Source organism: Porphyrobacter sp. MBR-155 (assembly GCF_040547625.1).
GTDB lineage: Bacteria > Pseudomonadota > Alphaproteobacteria > Sphingomonadales > Sphingomonadaceae > Erythrobacter.
On sequence record NZ_JBEPQB010000009.1, the window covers coordinates 36,467 to 51,277 of the forward strand.

Sequence of the window (14,811 nt, forward strand, 5' to 3'; positions counted from 1 at the left end):
CCGGTGGAAAGCGTTGCCCATGCCATCCGCGCCGCGCTGCTGACGCCAGATCCGCGCGCCAAATGCTTTGCTGCGCGCCGCGTAGCACGCGATTGGCGCAAGGGCGCGCTGGCTTGGCGGCATGACGTCCCCATGCCCGATCAGCCTGCATGGCCGGATACGCCCGAATTGCTCGCGCCAAGCCAAATGCCCAAGCGCGGCAAGTTCGGTTCCGAGCGAGCGCGCATCGCGCTGTGGCACAGCCTTGCGCATATCGAATTCGTGGCGATTGATCTGGCGCTCGACATGGCCGGGCGCTTTGGGGAGGCAATGGGCGCAGAATTCGTCAGCGATTTTCTCGATGTCGCCGCCGATGAAGCGATGCATTTCGCGCTGCTGGCGCGCAAGCTGGAACAGCTCGGCAGCCATTACGGCGCGCTTCCGGCGCACGCAGGGCTGTGGGAGGCCGCCCATGCCACCCGCCACGATGTCACTGCGCGCCTGGCAGTGGTGCCAATGGTGCTCGAAGCGCGCGGGCTGGATGTGACCCCTGCGATGCTCGAACGGGTGCAGGCGGCGGGCGATACGGGCGGGGCAAAAATCCTTGCGCGCATCCTTGACGACGAAATCCGCCACGTCGGATTCGGCACCAAACACTTTTTGCGATGTGCCGAAATGGCGCAAGCCCGCCCCGAATCCCTGTGGCAGACGCTCGTAAAACAGCACTTTGGCGGGGCCATTAAGCCGCCATTCAACGACTCAGCGCGTCTTGCAGCCGGTTTGTCGCGTGAATTTTACACAGTGATTGCACATTAACGATACCCCCGCATAACCACCCTCCAACAACAGGCGCGCAACAGACGTGCCGGAATTTTCCAACGGCAACAGCCGCAATCGGGAACCGGGTCAGTTATGAAATTTGCCGTGCGCCACCTTATCAAGTTTGCAGCTACGGCCTGCGCTGCGTTTATGGTTTCCGCCGCGTCGCCTGCTTTTGCCAACACTGCCAATGCCAATTCCAGCGCCGATATTATCGAACCCGTGCGCGAAGCGCGGAATGATGATGCCGCCAACAATGATCAGCGCTTCAAATCGCTGTTCGCAGGTTGGACCGCGTTGGAACGCACCACCCCGACGCTGGGCATGGGTGCGGACATAACCGCTTTTTCCTCGCCAATTCCGCAGCGCGCAATTTCGGTGCCGTCGCGGATGCCGCTTGAAGGTGCGCAGCTGACCAGCAATTACGGAATGCGCACCCATCCGGTGCTGGGTGGCCGCCGCAACCACACCGGCATCGATCTGGCCGCGCCAACCGGCACCCCGATCTACGCCACGGCTGATGGCGTGATTGGGCGGGCCGACTGGTATTCGAGCTACGGCCTCTACATCAGCATCAATCACGGCGCGTCGATGGAAACCCGCTATGCGCACCTGTCGCGTCTGGCCGTGGCAGCGGGCGACAATGTCAAGAAGGGCGACCTGATCGGCTATGTCGGATCGACCGGCCGTTCGACCGGGCCGCACCTGCATTACGAAGTCCGTGTTGATGGGCTTGCAGTCAATCCGATTCCGTATATGGTAGAAAGCGAAGCACAGCTCGCCTATGTGCGTGACCAGAAATTGACCGGTCAGGGCGGCGAGTAAGACTACGAAATTGCCCACGATAAGTGGGCCGGACATTGGAGAGGGTGTCCGATCATGGCGGCGGGTTTACCCGCCGCCTTTTTTGTGTGGCGCTGCGGACTGCCCGCTGATGCCCCCTTCCGAAAATGAGTAGCATTTCTCATACTGTTTTTGCTTGCGGGGTCGCCTCGCACAGTTCAATTTCCTCCCCAAGCCAGACAGCGCGCTGCGCTGCGGCAAGGGAGAGAGAACCATGAGTATGCACCCCATCGCGCACGCCGCGACCCGTCCCGATCATCCCGCTGTCATCATGACCGGGTCGGGCAAGCAGATCACCTTTGGCGAATTGGAGGCGGAATCGAACCGCTTTGCGCATCTGCTGCGCGCCCACGGGATCGGTGCCGGCGATGCCTTTGCGGTGCTGCTGGAAAACCGCATCGAATATTTCACGCTGATCTGGGGATCGCAGCGCGCAGGCACGATGATGGTGCCAATCTCCTCGCGCCTGACCGCGCCGGAAGCCGCCTATATCATCCGCGATTCCCAAGCAAAGCTGCTGATCACCTCGGGCTATTTCGCAGACGTGCTGGAGGATATCCGCGCTGAATGTCCGGGCCTGACCGTGCTGGTGATGGACGCTTTAGGGGATGGGGGCGGCGCAGAAGATTTCGCCGCCGCACTCGCCTCACAATCGCCCGCGCCGATTCCCGATCAAAGCGCCGGGATGGTGATGCTTTATTCGAGCGGCACCACCGGTCAGCCCAAGGGCATTCGCCCCGCTCCGCCCGAAGATCCCGATCCGCAAGCCACGGTTCCGCTGGTCGGGTTGGCGGTGATGGGGGCGGGCATGCCCACCGATGGATCGATGGTCTATCTCTCCCCCGCCCCGCTCTATCACGCCGCGCCGATCGGCTGGTGTTCGGTCGTCCACCGCTTGGGCGGCACGGTGGTGATGATGGAGAAGTTCGAGCCCGAAGCCGCGTTGCAGGCAATCGAACGTTACAAGGTGACAGACAGCCAGTGGGTGCCGACGCACTTTGTGCGCTTCCTGAAACTCGATCCGGCAGTGCGCACGCGTTATGATCTGTCGAGCCACCAACGCGCGCTCCACGCCGCTGCGCCGTGCCCGGTGCCGATCAAGCGTGACATGATCGCATGGTGGGGCCCAATCGTGAAAGAGTATTACGCGGGCAGCGAAGGCATCGGCATGACCATGATCGGCAGCGCCGACTGGCTCACCCATCCCGGCAGCGTCGGCAGGGCGATCTATGGCAAACTGCACATCTGCGGCCCTGACGGCGAGGAACTTGGCCCGGACGAGGACGGCCTGATCTATTTCGAAAACGCCTTGCTGCCGACCTATCACAACGACCCGGCCAAAACCGCCGAGGCGATGCATCCCAACGGCTGGATGACGCTGGGTGATATCGGGCATCTCGATAAGGACGGCTTCCTGTTCCTCACCGACCGCAAGAGCCACATGATCATTTCCGGGGGCGTGAACATCTACCCGCAGGAAATCGAGAATCTGCTCGTCACCCACGACAAGGTGATGGACGCCGCAGTAATCGGTGCGCCCTGCCCCGATCTGGGCGAGAAGGTGGTGGCGGTGGTTCAACCGCGCGACATGGCTGAGGCTGGCGACGCGCTGGAAGCAGAACTGCGCTCGTTCCTCGGCGGCAGCCTGTCGAAGATCAAAATGCCCAAGCTGTTCGATTTCCGCCCCGATCTGCCGCGCGAAGCCAATGGCAAGCTCTACAAGCGCGAATTGCGCGATGAATTTGCGGCGAAAGCGAAAGCTGGCGCGGCGTGAGCGCGGAAGCGATCCTCCCCGGCGATCTGGCGCGGCGGGTGATCGATCCGCACGCCTATGCCGAATGGGGCGGGTTGCTCGACACCTTCGATCATATCCGCGAAACCACGCCGGTGGTGCGCGTGCAGCCCGATACGCCGGGGTTGTTCGATCCGTTCTGGCTCATCACCCGCTATGACGATGTGATGCGCATATCGAAGGACAACGCCGCCTTCCTCAACAACCCGCGCCCGGTGGTGTTCAGCTTCAATCAGGCGATCGAATTCAGCCGCGCGGCGACCGGTTCCAATATGCTGGTCGATTCGCTGGTGGTGTTCGATGCGCCGATCCACCCGAAATACCGCAAGCTGACGCAGGAATGGTTCATGCCGAGGAACCTTTCGCAGCTGGAAGGCGAGCTGCGCGCGCTGGCAGCGCGGACAGTCGACCGGATGATCGAACAAGGCCCGGAAGTGGACTTCGTCAAGGAAGTCTCCGGCCCCTATCCTTTACGCGTGGTGATGCAGATCCTTGGTGTGCCGCCAGAGGATGAACCGCGAATGCAGATGCTGACCCAGCAATTGTTCGGCGGGCAGGACAAGGACCTGTCGGGCACCGGGATGGATCAGATGACGCCGGAGCAAGTGGTGCAGATCGTCGCAGGCGCAGTGAAGACCTTCGAGGATTACTTCGCCGGGATCGCCGAAGACCGCCGCAAGCACCCGACCGATGATGTCGCCAGCGTGATCGCCAATGCGCTGGTCGATGGCCAGCCGCTGCCCCCGCGCGACATGGCGGGGTATTACATCATCGTCGCCACCGCCGGGCATGACACCACCAGCGCCAGCACGGCAGGCGCAATGCAGGCGCTGGCGAACGACCCGGCGCAATGGGCGCGGGTCAAGGCTGATCGTTCGCTGCTTCCCGGCATTGTCGAAGAAGCGATCCGCTGGACCTCGCCCGTGCAGCACTTCATGCGCACTGCGGCTGAGGATGTGGAGCTGGGCGGGCAGCAGGTGAAGGCGGGCGACTGGTTGATGATCAATTACGTCGCCGCCAATCACGATCCCGCGCAATTCCCCGATCCGCGCCGGTTTGATGCGGCGCGCAGCCCCAACCGGCACCTCGCGTTCGGCGCGGGCGCGCACCAATGCCTTGGCCTGCATCTGGCGCGGCTGGAGATGAAGATCCTGTTCGAAGCCCTGCTCGACCGGGTCGCGAGCGTCGAACCGGCGGGCGAGGCCAAGCGCGCCAGCAGCACCTTTGTCGGCGGGCTGAAGACCCTGCCGCTGCGGGTGACGGCTGCCTGATAACGCGGCGAATAATCGGACAGGCGCTGTCCGATTCTGCTAGGGTTTCGTCCCCATTTGTCCTAGTTTTCAGCGCATGGGATTTCTTCTTCGCCCAATCCTCTCAGGGGCACAGCGGGGGCTGGCGGTATGAGCCTGCTTGAACCGCATAACCTGCCGTTCCTGATCGCGTTCGGCGCGCTGGCGCTGATCGCGCTGGTGCAGCTTACCGGTGTGTCCGAAGCGGTTGAAGGGGCGGGCGATTTCGATGCGCCCGATGGGCTGGACGCCAGCGGATTTGGCGAAGCGCTGACCACGCTGCTGGGGCTGGGCCGGGTGCCTTTCCTGATCTGGCTGGCGGCGTTGCTGTTCGTGTTTGGCACGGTCGGCGTCATCGGGCAGATGGTATTGGCCAGCACATTGGGCGCACCGCTTTCCGCCGGGTGGGCCGCGCTGCTGGCTGGCGGGGCGGCGCTGCCGCTCACCTCTCTCGCTGCGCGCCCGCTCGCCGCGATCATGCCGAAAGATGAAACCACTGCCGTCACGCTTGATGAACTGGTGCGGCGCGATGCCGAAATCCAGATCGGCACCGCGCGGGCCGGATCGCCCGCCCGCGCCAAGGTGATCGACCGCCACGGCCATCCGCATTTTGTCATGGTTGAACCCCATGATGAAACGATTGAATTGAACGCAGGCGATACCGTCCTGCTCGTCCGCCGCGAAGGTCAGACTTTCTTCGCGATACATTATGAAAGCCCGCTGCTTGGGCTGGATAGCTAAAGGGAAACGCAAATGGCTTTGACCACGACCGGGGATGTAAGCTCATCCGGTGATCTGATGACATATGGTGTTGTCGGCGTGAGCGCGGTGCTCTTCGTCGTCATCTTCTTCGCGTTTCTCATCCGGCTGTATCGCCGCGCGTCGAAGGAAACCGCGTTTGTGCGCACCGGGCTTGGCGGGGAAAAGGTGGTGATGAACGGCGGGGCGCTGGTGTTTCCGGTGTTCCACGAAACCATGCCGGTCAACATGAACACGCTGGTGCTACCGGTGGTGCGGCGCGATAACGAAGCGCTGATCACGCTGGATCGGTTGCGGATTGATGTGAAGGCCGAGTTCTATGTGCGCGTGCGTCCCGATGCTGCGGCCATCGCCATGGCCGCGCAGACACTGGGCCAACGCACGATGCAGCCTGATCTGCTCAAGGACCTGGTCGAAGGCAAATTCGTCGACGCGCTGCGATCGGTCGCGGCGGGGATGACCATGAACGAGCTGCACGAACAGCGCGCCGACTTTGTGCAGAAGGTGCAGCAAGTTTCGTCCAACGATCTGGCCATGAACGGGCTGGAACTGGAATCGGTCTCGCTGACTGGCCTCGACCAGACCAGCATCGAACACTTCAACGCCAACAACGCGTTTGACGCCGAGGGCCTGACGAAGCTGACCGAGCAGATCGAAGCGCGCAAGAAGCTGCGCAATGATATCGAGCAGGACACCCGCGTGCAGATCGAGACCAAGAATCTCGAGGCTAATCAGAAAAGCTTCGAGATCGCGCGCGATCAGGAATATGCGCGGCTGGAACAGGAACGCGAAGTCGAAGTGCGGCGCGCTGCGCAGACCGCCGAAATCGCCCGCGAACAGGCCGAACGCAACCGTGAGGCTGACGCCGCCCGGATTGAGGCCAAGAAGCAGGTCGATGCCCAGCAGATCGAGGCGGATCGCCTGGTCGAGGAAGCCCGCATCGATCAGCAACGCGCGCTCGAAATCGCCCGGCAGGAACAGCAGATCGCGGTGCAGAACAAAAGCCGCGAAGAAAGCCAGGCCAAGGCCGAAGCCGATAATGCCCGCGCCAAAGCGGTCGAGGCCGAGGAAGGCGTCGCTACCGCGCGCGAAAGCGAAATCGCTGAACGTCAGAAGAAGATCGAACTGATCGAAGCGTCGAAGCAGGCCGAACGCGATGCGATCGGGGTGAAGGTGCAGGCCGAAGCGGAGAAAGACGCCGCCACCAACCGCGCCGAAGCGCTCCGATTGGAAGCGCAGGGTGAGGCCGAGGCCGAAAAGCTCCGCGCCGAAGCTGCGCGGGTGCGGTTCGAAGTCGAAGCCGCAGGCCAGCGGGCGATCAACGAGGCGGCGAATATCCTGTCGAACGATCAGATTTCGCTCCAGACCAAGCTGGCGCTGTTAAAAGTGCTGCCCGAAGTCATCCGCGAAAGCGCCAAGCCGATGGAAGCGATCGATTCGATCAAGATCGTGCAGGTCGATGGGCTTACCAATGGTGGGCGCGGGGCTGGCGACGGTAATGGTTCGGGCGGGTCAGGCGGCGGATCAGGCAACCTTGCCAGCGATGCGGTCGCAGCGGCGCTCGCCTACCGCGCGCAGGCACCGGTGCTTGACGGGCTGATGAAGGAACTGGGGCTGGATGGCTCGTCGCTGTCCGGACTGGTCAAGGGCGCAGCGGAGGCGGAGGCGGCACCTGCGCCCGCCCCGGCACCGGCCAAGCCTGCGCCGCAAAAGTCCATCGCGCGCGACAATGACGCGGACGTGTCGGCAGGCGAGGCGACGGAGTAAAACACCAATCCATCAAATCCGTTCGCGGCTACACGCGTGCGTCAGCGCGCTTTCCTACCTGTCCGGGCTCTGCCAGGATCGCGGACATGATCTGTCCTGCCCGCTCCCTTCGCCGCTGCTCGAACACGCGTCAGGGGTAGGCGTTTTTCTGTTCCTGGACAGTGTCACATGTGTCTCCAACACGGGCGGCGTGGGGAGGCGAACCCGGCTTATCCCAGCAACCTTTGCGCAATCGCGCGCACTTCTGCGCCCATGTCGGGCCGTGCCAGCGCAATCGCCAGCGTCGCCTCGACAAAGCCGGTCTTGCTGCCGCAGTCGTAACGCGCGCCATCAAACGTGACTGCGTGGAACGGCTGGGTGCCGATCATCTTGGCCATTGCATCGGTCAGCTGGATTTCCCCGCCCGCGCCTTTGCCCTGATGCTCCAGCACCCGCATCACTTCGGGCTGGAGGATATAGCGGCCCGAGAGAATCTTGTTCGACGGCGCTTCGGCTACGCGCGGTTTTTCCACCAGCCCGCGCACTTCGGTCAGCGTCGCCCCGGAACCGGTAACTTGCGCGCCGGGGTCGATCACGCCGTAGCTGGAAACCTGCTCCATCGGCACTTCAAGCACGCTGATAAGGTTGCCGCCAACCGCGTTATAGGCCTCCACCATCTGCTTCATGCAGCCAGAGCCGCCTTCGCGCGCGACCATCAGTTCATCGGGCAGGAAGATCGCAAAGGGTTCATCCCCCACAATCGCGCGCGCGCACCAGATGGCGTGGCCAAGGCCGAGCGGCACCTGCTGGCGCACCGCGATCACATCGCCCGGCGTGGCGCGCGTGCATTCGAGCACCGACAGATCCTTGCCGCGCTCGGTCATCGTCTGTTCGAGTTCAAACGCGATGTCGAAATGTTCGACAATCCCGGTCTTGCCGCGCCCGGTGACGAAGATCATCTGCTCGATCCCCGCCTCGCGCGCCTCGTCCACCGCATACTGGATCAGCGGACGGTCAACCACGGGGAGCAGTTCCTTGGGCACCACTTTGGTCGCAGGCAGGAACCGCGTGCCGAGCCCGGCGACGGGGAATACGGCCTTACGGATCGGCTTGGGAGGCATCAGCGTATCCTTACTGGCTTGTCATGCGCCTAACCTGATCCGTGCCGCGCTGTTTGCACAAGGTCAATCACTGTTGGCTGTTCTGCGCCACTTGTTGCGCCTAAAGCACTTTTCGCTAAGGCTGACGCAATGGACAAACTCATCATTCGCGGCGGCAACCGCCTTTCCGGCTCGATCCCGATTTCAGGCGCGAAAAACGCGGCGCTGACGCTGATCCCCTGTGCGCTGCTGACCGAGGAGCCGCTGACCCTGCGCAATCTGCCGCGGCTGGCGGATATTGACGGGTTTCAGCACCTGATGAACCAGTTCGGCGTCACCACTTCGATCCAGGGCACGCGCCCCGAGGATTTCGGCCGGGTGATGAGCATGGAGGCGACCCGGATCACCTCCACGATCGCGCCCTATGATCTGGTGCGCAAGATGCGCGCCTCGATCCTCGTGCTCGGCCCGATGCTGGCGCGCAGCGGGGAGGCGACCGTGTCGATGCCCGGCGGCTGCGCGATCGGCAACCGCCCGATTGATCTGCACTTGAAAGCATTGGAGGCCTTCGGCGCGCAGATTGAATTGGCGCAAGGCTATGTTCGCGCGGTGCAGCCCGATGGCGGAATGCCGGGCGGGGATTTCGATTTCCCGGTAGTGTCCGTCGGTGCGACCGAGAACGCGCTGATGGCCGCCGTGCTGGCCAATGGGACAAGCAGATTGTTCAACGCCGCGCGTGAGCCTGAGATTGTCGATCTGTGCAATATGCTGGCGGCGATGGGGGCGGAGATCGAAGGGATCGGCACCTCCAACCTCACCATCCATGGGGTCAGGCGGCTGCACGGGGCGACTTACCGCGTCATGCCCGACCGGATCGAGGCAGGATCCTACGCCTGCGCGGCGGCGATCACCGGGGGCGAGGTGCGGCTGGAAGGCGCCAAGGCCGATGACATGATGGCGACCATCCATGCGCTGCAAGCCATCGGCATCCACGTCGATTGGGACGCCAAGGGTGTGAACGTGCGCGCGAACGGCACACTGAAAGCGACCAATCTCACCACCGCGCCCTATCCGGGACTTGCCACCGATATGCAGGCGCAGCTGATGGCGCTGTTGTGCAAGGCCGAAGGCGCGAGCGTGCTGACCGAAACGATCTTCGAAAACCGCTTCATGCACGTGCCCGAACTGGCGCGCATGGGTGCGGACATCAACACCGAAGGCCGCACCGCGATCGTCAAGGGCGTGGAGCGGCTGACCGGTGCCGAAGTCATGGCGACCGATCTGCGCGCCTCGATGAGCCTCGTCATCGCCGCGCTGGCGGCTGAGGGCCAGACCACCGTGCGGCGCTTGTATCACCTCGACCGCGGCTATGAACGGCTGGAGGAAAAGTTGCAGCTCGTGGGTGCGGATATCGAACGGGTGGATGATTAAGGGCCAGTCGTCATTGCGAGCGCAGCGAAGCAATCCATGGTGAACCGGCTGCGAATCTGCGCGACAGCCGCAATCGAAGTCCATGGATTGCCGCGACCTTCGGCCTCGCCATGACGAAGTCTAGCGGTTCACCACCAGCCACACCCTGATTGCGCTTGCCAGCCCCGGCGGGGTGGGTGACTTGATCCGCTCGGCATCAATCCGGGCGACAAGCGCGGCAATCGCCACGCCTTCGCGCGCAGCAGCCGCGCGCAGCATGTCCCAGAACAGCGGTTCAAGGCTGATCGAGGTCGCATGGCCCGCAATCGAAAGCGAGCGCTTGACCGGCGGGTGATAGGGCGAGGGTGTCTCCATTCCCGCTCCACTAGCACCTAGGCCGCCTCGAAGTCGTCCACATATTCGGGGTAAAAACCGGGTTCACGGTCCGACCAGGCGGGCGCGGTGGCGGCGGCTTCGGACAGCGATTGCAGCAGCAGCTTGCGCCGTTCGGGGCGGATCGAGGGCAGCGCCGCAGCGGCGCAAAAGGCGGCTGGCAGATAGGGGCGCACGCTCGCGCCGAGCATCCGTTCATACAGGAACCGGAAGGCAGAAAAGCATTCCAGCCGTTCCTGCTCCAGATCGAAGGCGGCGATCCGCACCAGCTTGCCAAGGAAGCGTTCAACCTCGTTCGGCGTGCCTTCCTGCGGGATCAGCGCGCGCAGCGCCTTCAAATCCTGATAGGCGACATATTGGCGGCGGATCGCGGTATTTTCCGCTTCGCTGCGACCCCAACGGCGAAACGCATCGGTGCGCGCAAGGCCGATATCGAGGCTGCGTTTGATATAACGCTGCTCGGCAGGGGCGAAGCCTGCAAATTCGCGCATCTCGGCAATCGGCATCATCATGGCGCAGGTCTCCTTCAGACGAGGAGAACGTCGCACGTCATGGTTAATTTAAGGTTAGGTATGGAGATAGTGGCCGGAGTCTTTGTGTTCCGCATCGCGTCCGCGATGCGAAATCCTCGCTCATGCTGGCTACGCCAGCGTCGCTGCGGGCGGCCAGTCGGCCTTGCGGCGCACTGCGTGAGATTTTTGTGTCCGCACGCCTCCGGCGCGCGAAATCCTCGCTTCGCTGCGGGCGGCCAGTCGGCCTTGCGGCGCACTGCGTGCGCCGATTCACCGCCACACGCAAAGTTGGTTGGGTTCAGATCAGACCGGCAAGCGGGCTCGACGGATCGGCATACATCCGCCGCGCCATTCTCCCCGCCAGATAGGCTTCGCGCCCGGCTTCGACCGCGAGTTTCATCGCGCGGGCCATGCGGATCGGGTCTTTGGCTTCGGCAATGGCGGTGTTCATCAGGATACCGTCGCAGCCCAGCTCCATCCCCACCGCCGCGTCCGATGCCGTGCCCACACCCGCATCGACCAGCACCGGCACCTTTGCGCCTTCAACGATCAGGCGGATCATCACCCGGTTCTGGATGCCCAGCCCCGAACCAATCGGCGCGCCCAGCGGCATGATCGCCACCGCGCCCGCGTCCTCAAGCTGCTTCGCCGCAATCGGATCATCGGCGCAGTACACCATCGGCAGGAAACCTTCCTTGGCCAGCACCTCGGTCGCCTTCAGCGTCTCGCGCATGTCGGGGTAGAGCGTGCGCGCCTCACCCAGCACCTCCAGCTTGACCAGATCCCAGCCCCCCGCCTCGCGCGCCAACCGCAGCGTGCGCACCGCGTCCTCACCGGTAAAGCACCCGGCGGTGTTGGGCAGGTAAGTGATTTTCTTGGGGTCGATGTAATCGGTCAGCATCGGCGCCTTGGGATCGCTGACATTCACCCGGCGCACTGCCACGGTGACGATCTCTGCCCCCGAAGCCGCGACCGCCGCCGCATTCTGCTCGAAGTTCTTATACTTGCCCGTGCCGACGATCAGCCGCGAGGTGAAAGTGCGCCCGGCCACCGTCCAGCTATCCGCCGGATGATCGCCGCCGCCGACGAAGTGGACGATTTCCAGCCTGTCGCCATCGGCCAGCGGAGCATCCTCCAAAGTCGAACGTGGCACGATTTCGCCATTGCGTTCAACCGCAACCTTTTCAGGGGCAAGCTCCAGCTCGCGCACCAGATCGGCAATCGTGGCGGCGTGGGTGCGGCGTGGATCGCCGTTCAGCGTGATGGTCTTGGGATCGTTCATGGCGCGAGACATAGGCACTTGCGCCCGCGCTGCAACAGCGAGTTTGCGCAATCGCTCAGCGTACGGCGCGCAGGTTGATCAGGTGCGCGATCGATACCAGCGCCACACCCACCAGCGTCAACAGCAGTTCATCGGTGCCGTGGGGCACCACCAAAGCAGCCCCCATCAACACCAGCCCGACCAGCGCCAGCCCGAACGGCAACATCCGGCGGTGCCGCATCAGGCCCCAGCCGATTGCCACCGCCGCCACACCCAGCGCCAGCGCCAGGCCGATCCGGTGAATATTATCATCAAGCAGGAAATGCCCGCCCAGCCCAAGCGATGAAATCACCACCAGCGTCGTCAGGCAATGCAGCACACACAGCCCGGCAAGCCCGATCCCGATCTGATCGAGGCGGCGGCGCAGCGAGGTGTGATTCGCGGGGGGAAGGGCGTTATGCGTCATCTTCTTTTGGCCCTTATGTTATATTATCACATTGCGCAAGCGGCGATTGTCGCAGACTTGATTGCGCATCCCGCACCTCTGCTTGCACTGAACAGGCTTGCACAAGTCGCCGTCCCGGCACATTTACCGCTGCGCCATGGCCACCTTCGCCTCTGTATCGAACCTGTTTGCAGCGCAACCAAACCCGCGCGGGCGCCCACTGGCACTGGCGCGCTGGCTGGAACTTGTCGCCGCTATGGTGGTCGGAATCGTGCTGGTCGGCGGGATTACCCGGCTGACCGAAAGCGGGCTGTCGATCACCGAATGGAATGTCATTACCGGCATCCTCCCACCCTTGACCGAAGCCGCCTGGCAGGCCGAATTCGCCAAGTATCAGGCCACCCCCGAATACCGGCTCGAAGCGGCCATCGGCGGGATGACCCTGGCTGATTTCCAGTTCATCTATTTCTGGGAATGGGTGCACCGCCTGATCGCGCGGGTGGTCGGCCTGGTTTACGCGGTGCCGCTGGCGTGGTTCTGGTGGCGCGGCGCGATCCCGCAGGGCTACAAGGCGCGGTTGCTGGGCTTGCTGGCGCTCGGCGGGCTGCAAGGCCTGTTTGGCTGGCTGATGGTGCAGTCCGGCCTCGTCGGCGATATGACCGATGTCAGCCATTTCCGCCTGTCGCTCCACTTGCTGACCGCGCTGGCGCTGCTCGCTGGCCTCGTATGGACGGCGCGCGATATGCGGCGGCTGGCGCGGGTGCCCGGTGCGCGCCCTGCCCCGCTGACGCGCGCATCCGCGCTGGTGGCTGGCGTGTTGTTCATCCAATTGCTGCTCGGCGCGTGGGTGGCGGGGCTTAACGCAGGCCATGCCGCCTATGACTGGCCGCTGATGAACGGGCGGCTGGTGCCGGATGTCGACTGGTCGCGCGGGATTGTCTGGACGATCACCCATGATCCGTTCCTGCTGCAATTCCTGCATCGCTGGTGGGCGTGGATCGCGGTCGCGGCGCTGGTGTGGCTGGCCCGCCGGGTGCGCAAGATAGATCGCTTCGCCAGCATCGCGGTGCATAGCGCATTCGGCACGATGGTGCTGCTCGGCATTGCCACGGTAATGAGCGAGGTGTCGCTGTGGATCGCCGCCGCACATCAATTGGTCGGCGCGCTGACCGTGGCGGCGACGGTTTGGGCGATGCACAGCGATGGGACCGCACGGCAGAACAAAGACGGCGGAGCCTGATGCGCGCCAATGCTTGGTGGTGCGCGGAAGGTTCAAAGTGGCGCATTTTGCACTGAGGTATTATTTTACCGCATCAATTTATCCGGCTTTTGCTTGACTTTTGCGGGTTCGGGCGACATTTGCGCGCCTCTTGCCCGCCCGGTCACCAGATCGGAGGGCGATTCTCCGGACATTCTCCTGAGAAACAGTTTCGAACCAAGGACACCATGCCATGAAGGCGCTCAGCAAGCAGACCCAGTCCGTCAAACCGGCCGAGGTCGAAAAGAACTGGCACATCATCGATGCCGATGGCCTCGTCGTCGGCCGTCTCGCCGCGATCATCGCCAACATCCTGCGCGGCAAGACCAAGCCGATCTACACCCCGCACGTTGACTGCGGCGATCACGTGATCGTCATCAACGTCGAAAAGGTGAAGTTCACCGGCAAAAAGATGGGCGACAAGGTCTATTACAAGCACACCGGCCACCCCGGCGGGATCAAGGAAACCACCCCGGCCAAGGTGCTGGGCGGCAAGTTCCCCGAACGCGTGCTGGAAAAAGCGGTTGAACGCATGATCCCGCGCGGCCCGCTTGGCCGTGACCAGATGCGTGCACTGCACCTCTATGTCGGCACCGAGCATCCGCATGACGGTCAAAAGCCGACAGTGCTCGACGTTGCTTCCATGAACCGCAAGAACAAGGTCGTTGCATAATGACTGAAGAAACCACCCCCGAAACGACCACCGTTTCCGATCTCGCCGATCTGAAGGAAATCGCTGGCGACGCGCCTCAGGGCGATGCTGCTGAAATCGCCCGCGTGGCCATGCCGCTGCGCGACCGTGAAATCGATGCGCAGGGCCGTTCCTACGCTACCGGCCGCCGCAAGGATGCCGTTGCCCGCGTATGGGTCAAGCCCGGTACCGGCAAGATCATCGTCAATGGCAAGGATCAGGAAGCCTATTTCGCACGTCCGACGCTGCGTCTGGTCATCAACCAGCCCTTCACGATCACTGACCGCAGCGGTCAGTTTGACGTGGTTGCCACGGTGCGCGGCGGCGGGTTGTCGGGTCAGGCCGGTGCCGTGAAGCACGGCATTGCCCAGGCGCTGACCAAGTACGAGCCGGAGCTGCGCTCCACCGTCAAGGCAGCAGGCTTTCTCACCCGCGACAGCCGCGTGGTGGAACGCAAGAAATACGGCAAGGCCAAGGCCCGCCGCAGCTTCCAGTTCTCAAAGCGTTAAGACAA

Annotated in this window: 15 protein-coding genes; 10 read left to right on the forward strand and 5 right to left on the reverse strand. The window is 63.2% G+C overall.

The genetic code is table 11. The features are described from left to right. Positions 1–3: 3 nt before the first annotated feature. The 6 genes from ABIE62_RS10825 to ABIE62_RS10850 all read left to right on the forward strand — a co-directional run bounded on the left by ABIE62_RS10825 (position 4) and on the right by ABIE62_RS10850 (position 7,248). On the forward strand, positions 4–795 hold the full coding sequence (locus tag ABIE62_RS10825; protein ID WP_354325947.1) for a ferritin-like domain-containing protein: 792 nt from the start codon (positions 4–6) through the stop codon (positions 793–795). 96 nt (positions 796–891) lie between these two features. Continuing rightward, positions 892–1,623 carry a M23 family metallopeptidase gene (locus tag ABIE62_RS10830; RefSeq protein ID WP_354325949.1) on the forward strand — a complete coding sequence of 244 codons (732 nt, stop codon included), beginning with the start codon at positions 892–894 and terminating at the stop codon, positions 1,621–1,623. 238 nt (positions 1,624–1,861) lie between these two features. Then, a complete protein-coding gene (locus ABIE62_RS10835) occupies positions 1,862–3,415 on the forward strand; it encodes an acyl-CoA synthetase (RefSeq protein ID WP_354326102.1) in 1,554 nt (517 codons plus the stop codon). Then, the gene (locus tag ABIE62_RS10840; protein WP_354325951.1) at positions 3,412–4,704 is read left to right on the forward strand and encodes a cytochrome P450; all 1,293 of its coding nucleotides are present in this window, start codon (positions 3,412–3,414) and stop codon (positions 4,702–4,704) included. Before ABIE62_RS10835 ends, ABIE62_RS10840 begins: the two co-directional genes overlap by 4 nt. Positions 4,705–4,833: 129 nt before the next feature. Further along, entirely contained in the window at positions 4,834–5,463 is a 630-nt protein-coding gene (locus ABIE62_RS10845; protein ID WP_354325953.1) for an OB-fold-containig protein, read from the forward strand. Between the two features lie 12 nt (positions 5,464–5,475). Next, a complete protein-coding gene (locus ABIE62_RS10850) occupies positions 5,476–7,248 on the forward strand; it encodes a flotillin family protein (RefSeq protein ID WP_454184736.1) in 1,773 nt (590 codons plus the stop codon). A gap of 209 nt (positions 7,249–7,457) precedes the next feature. Here the strand turns inward: ABIE62_RS10850 and ABIE62_RS10855 are convergent, their stop codons facing one another. Then, entirely contained in the window at positions 7,458–8,348 is an 891-nt protein-coding gene (locus ABIE62_RS10855) for a UTP--glucose-1-phosphate uridylyltransferase (RefSeq protein WP_354325955.1), read from the reverse strand. Positions 8,349–8,477: 129 nt separating this feature from the next. Between ABIE62_RS10855 and murA the strand changes: the two genes are divergently transcribed. After that, complete coding sequence (gene murA / locus ABIE62_RS10860; protein ID WP_354325957.1) at positions 8,478–9,758, forward strand: UDP-N-acetylglucosamine 1-carboxyvinyltransferase; 1,281 nt, start codon at positions 8,478–8,480, stop codon at positions 9,756–9,758. Between the two features lie 120 nt (positions 9,759–9,878). On the opposite strand, the gene ABIE62_RS10865 is transcribed toward murA, so the two are convergent. The 4 genes from ABIE62_RS10865 to ABIE62_RS10880 all read right to left on the reverse strand — a co-directional run bounded on the left by ABIE62_RS10865 (position 9,879) and on the right by ABIE62_RS10880 (position 12,369). After that, on the reverse strand, positions 9,879–10,112 hold the full coding sequence (locus ABIE62_RS10865) for a ribbon-helix-helix domain-containing protein (protein ID WP_354325958.1): 234 nt from the start codon (positions 10,110–10,112) through the stop codon (positions 9,879–9,881). Between the two features lie 17 nt (positions 10,113–10,129). After that, positions 10,130–10,642: a hypothetical protein gene (locus tag ABIE62_RS10870; RefSeq protein ID WP_354325960.1), complete on the reverse strand. Its 513-nt coding sequence runs from the start codon at positions 10,640–10,642 to the stop codon at positions 10,130–10,132. 298 nt (positions 10,643–10,940) lie between these two features. Beyond that, positions 10,941–11,924 (reverse strand): sulfur carrier protein ThiS, encoded by a 984-nt coding sequence (thiS, locus tag ABIE62_RS10875; protein ID WP_354325962.1) that lies wholly within the window; start codon positions 11,922–11,924, stop codon positions 10,941–10,943. A 55-nt stretch (positions 11,925–11,979) separates the two neighbouring features. Then, positions 11,980–12,369 carry a MerC domain-containing protein gene (locus ABIE62_RS10880; RefSeq protein WP_354325963.1) on the reverse strand — a complete coding sequence of 130 codons (390 nt, stop codon included), beginning with the start codon at positions 12,367–12,369 and terminating at the stop codon, positions 11,980–11,982. 136 nt (positions 12,370–12,505) lie between these two features. Here ABIE62_RS10880 and ABIE62_RS10885 point away from each other — a divergent pair, with 136 nt between their 5' ends. The 3 genes from ABIE62_RS10885 (at position 12,506) to rpsI (ending at position 14,806) form a co-directional block, all read left to right on the forward strand. Further along, a complete protein-coding gene (locus ABIE62_RS10885) occupies positions 12,506–13,588 on the forward strand; it encodes a COX15/CtaA family protein (protein WP_354325965.1) in 1,083 nt (360 codons plus the stop codon). A gap of 211 nt (positions 13,589–13,799) precedes the next feature. Beyond that, complete coding sequence (gene rplM / locus ABIE62_RS10890) at positions 13,800–14,279, forward strand: 50S ribosomal protein L13 (RefSeq protein WP_354325966.1); 480 nt, start codon at positions 13,800–13,802, stop codon at positions 14,277–14,279. After that, a complete protein-coding gene (rpsI, locus tag ABIE62_RS10895) occupies positions 14,279–14,806 on the forward strand; it encodes a 30S ribosomal protein S9 (RefSeq protein ID WP_354325968.1) in 528 nt (175 codons plus the stop codon). The genes rplM and rpsI overlap by 1 nt, the downstream gene beginning before the upstream one ends. Positions 14,807–14,811: the final 5 nt, after the last annotated feature.

Excerpts from the sequence above, each read along its gene's own strand:
- ABIE62_RS10885 (WP_354325965.1), top strand. The coding sequence starts at position 12,506 with ATGGCCACCTTCGCCTCTGTATCGAACCTGTTTGCAGCGCAACCAAAC.
- ABIE62_RS10855 (WP_354325955.1), bottom strand. The coding sequence starts at position 8,348 with ATGCCTCCCAAGCCGATCCGTAAGGCCGTATTCCCCGTCGCCGGGCTC.
- ABIE62_RS10865 (WP_354325958.1), bottom strand. The coding sequence starts at position 10,112 with ATGGAGACACCCTCGCCCTATCACCCGCCGGTCAAGCGCTCGCTTTCG.
- rpsI (WP_354325968.1), top strand. The coding sequence starts at position 14,279 with ATGACTGAAGAAACCACCCCCGAAACGACCACCGTTTCCGATCTCGCC.
- ABIE62_RS10850 (WP_454184736.1), top strand. The coding sequence starts at position 5,476 with ATGGCTTTGACCACGACCGGGGATGTAAGCTCATCCGGTGATCTGATG.
- ABIE62_RS10830 (WP_354325949.1), top strand. The coding sequence starts at position 892 with ATGAAATTTGCCGTGCGCCACCTTATCAAGTTTGCAGCTACGGCCTGC.
- ABIE62_RS10845 (WP_354325953.1), top strand. The coding sequence starts at position 4,834 with ATGAGCCTGCTTGAACCGCATAACCTGCCGTTCCTGATCGCGTTCGGC.
- murA (WP_354325957.1), top strand. The coding sequence starts at position 8,478 with ATGGACAAACTCATCATTCGCGGCGGCAACCGCCTTTCCGGCTCGATC.
- ABIE62_RS10880 (WP_354325963.1), bottom strand. The coding sequence starts at position 12,369 with ATGACGCATAACGCCCTTCCCCCCGCGAATCACACCTCGCTGCGCCGC.
- rplM (WP_354325966.1), top strand. The coding sequence starts at position 13,800 with ATGAAGGCGCTCAGCAAGCAGACCCAGTCCGTCAAACCGGCCGAGGTC.
- ABIE62_RS10835 (WP_354326102.1), top strand. The coding sequence starts at position 1,862 with ATGCACCCCATCGCGCACGCCGCGACCCGTCCCGATCATCCCGCTGTC.
- ABIE62_RS10870 (WP_354325960.1), bottom strand. The coding sequence starts at position 10,642 with ATGATGATGCCGATTGCCGAGATGCGCGAATTTGCAGGCTTCGCCCCT.
- thiS (WP_354325962.1), bottom strand. The coding sequence starts at position 11,924 with ATGAACGATCCCAAGACCATCACGCTGAACGGCGATCCACGCCGCACC.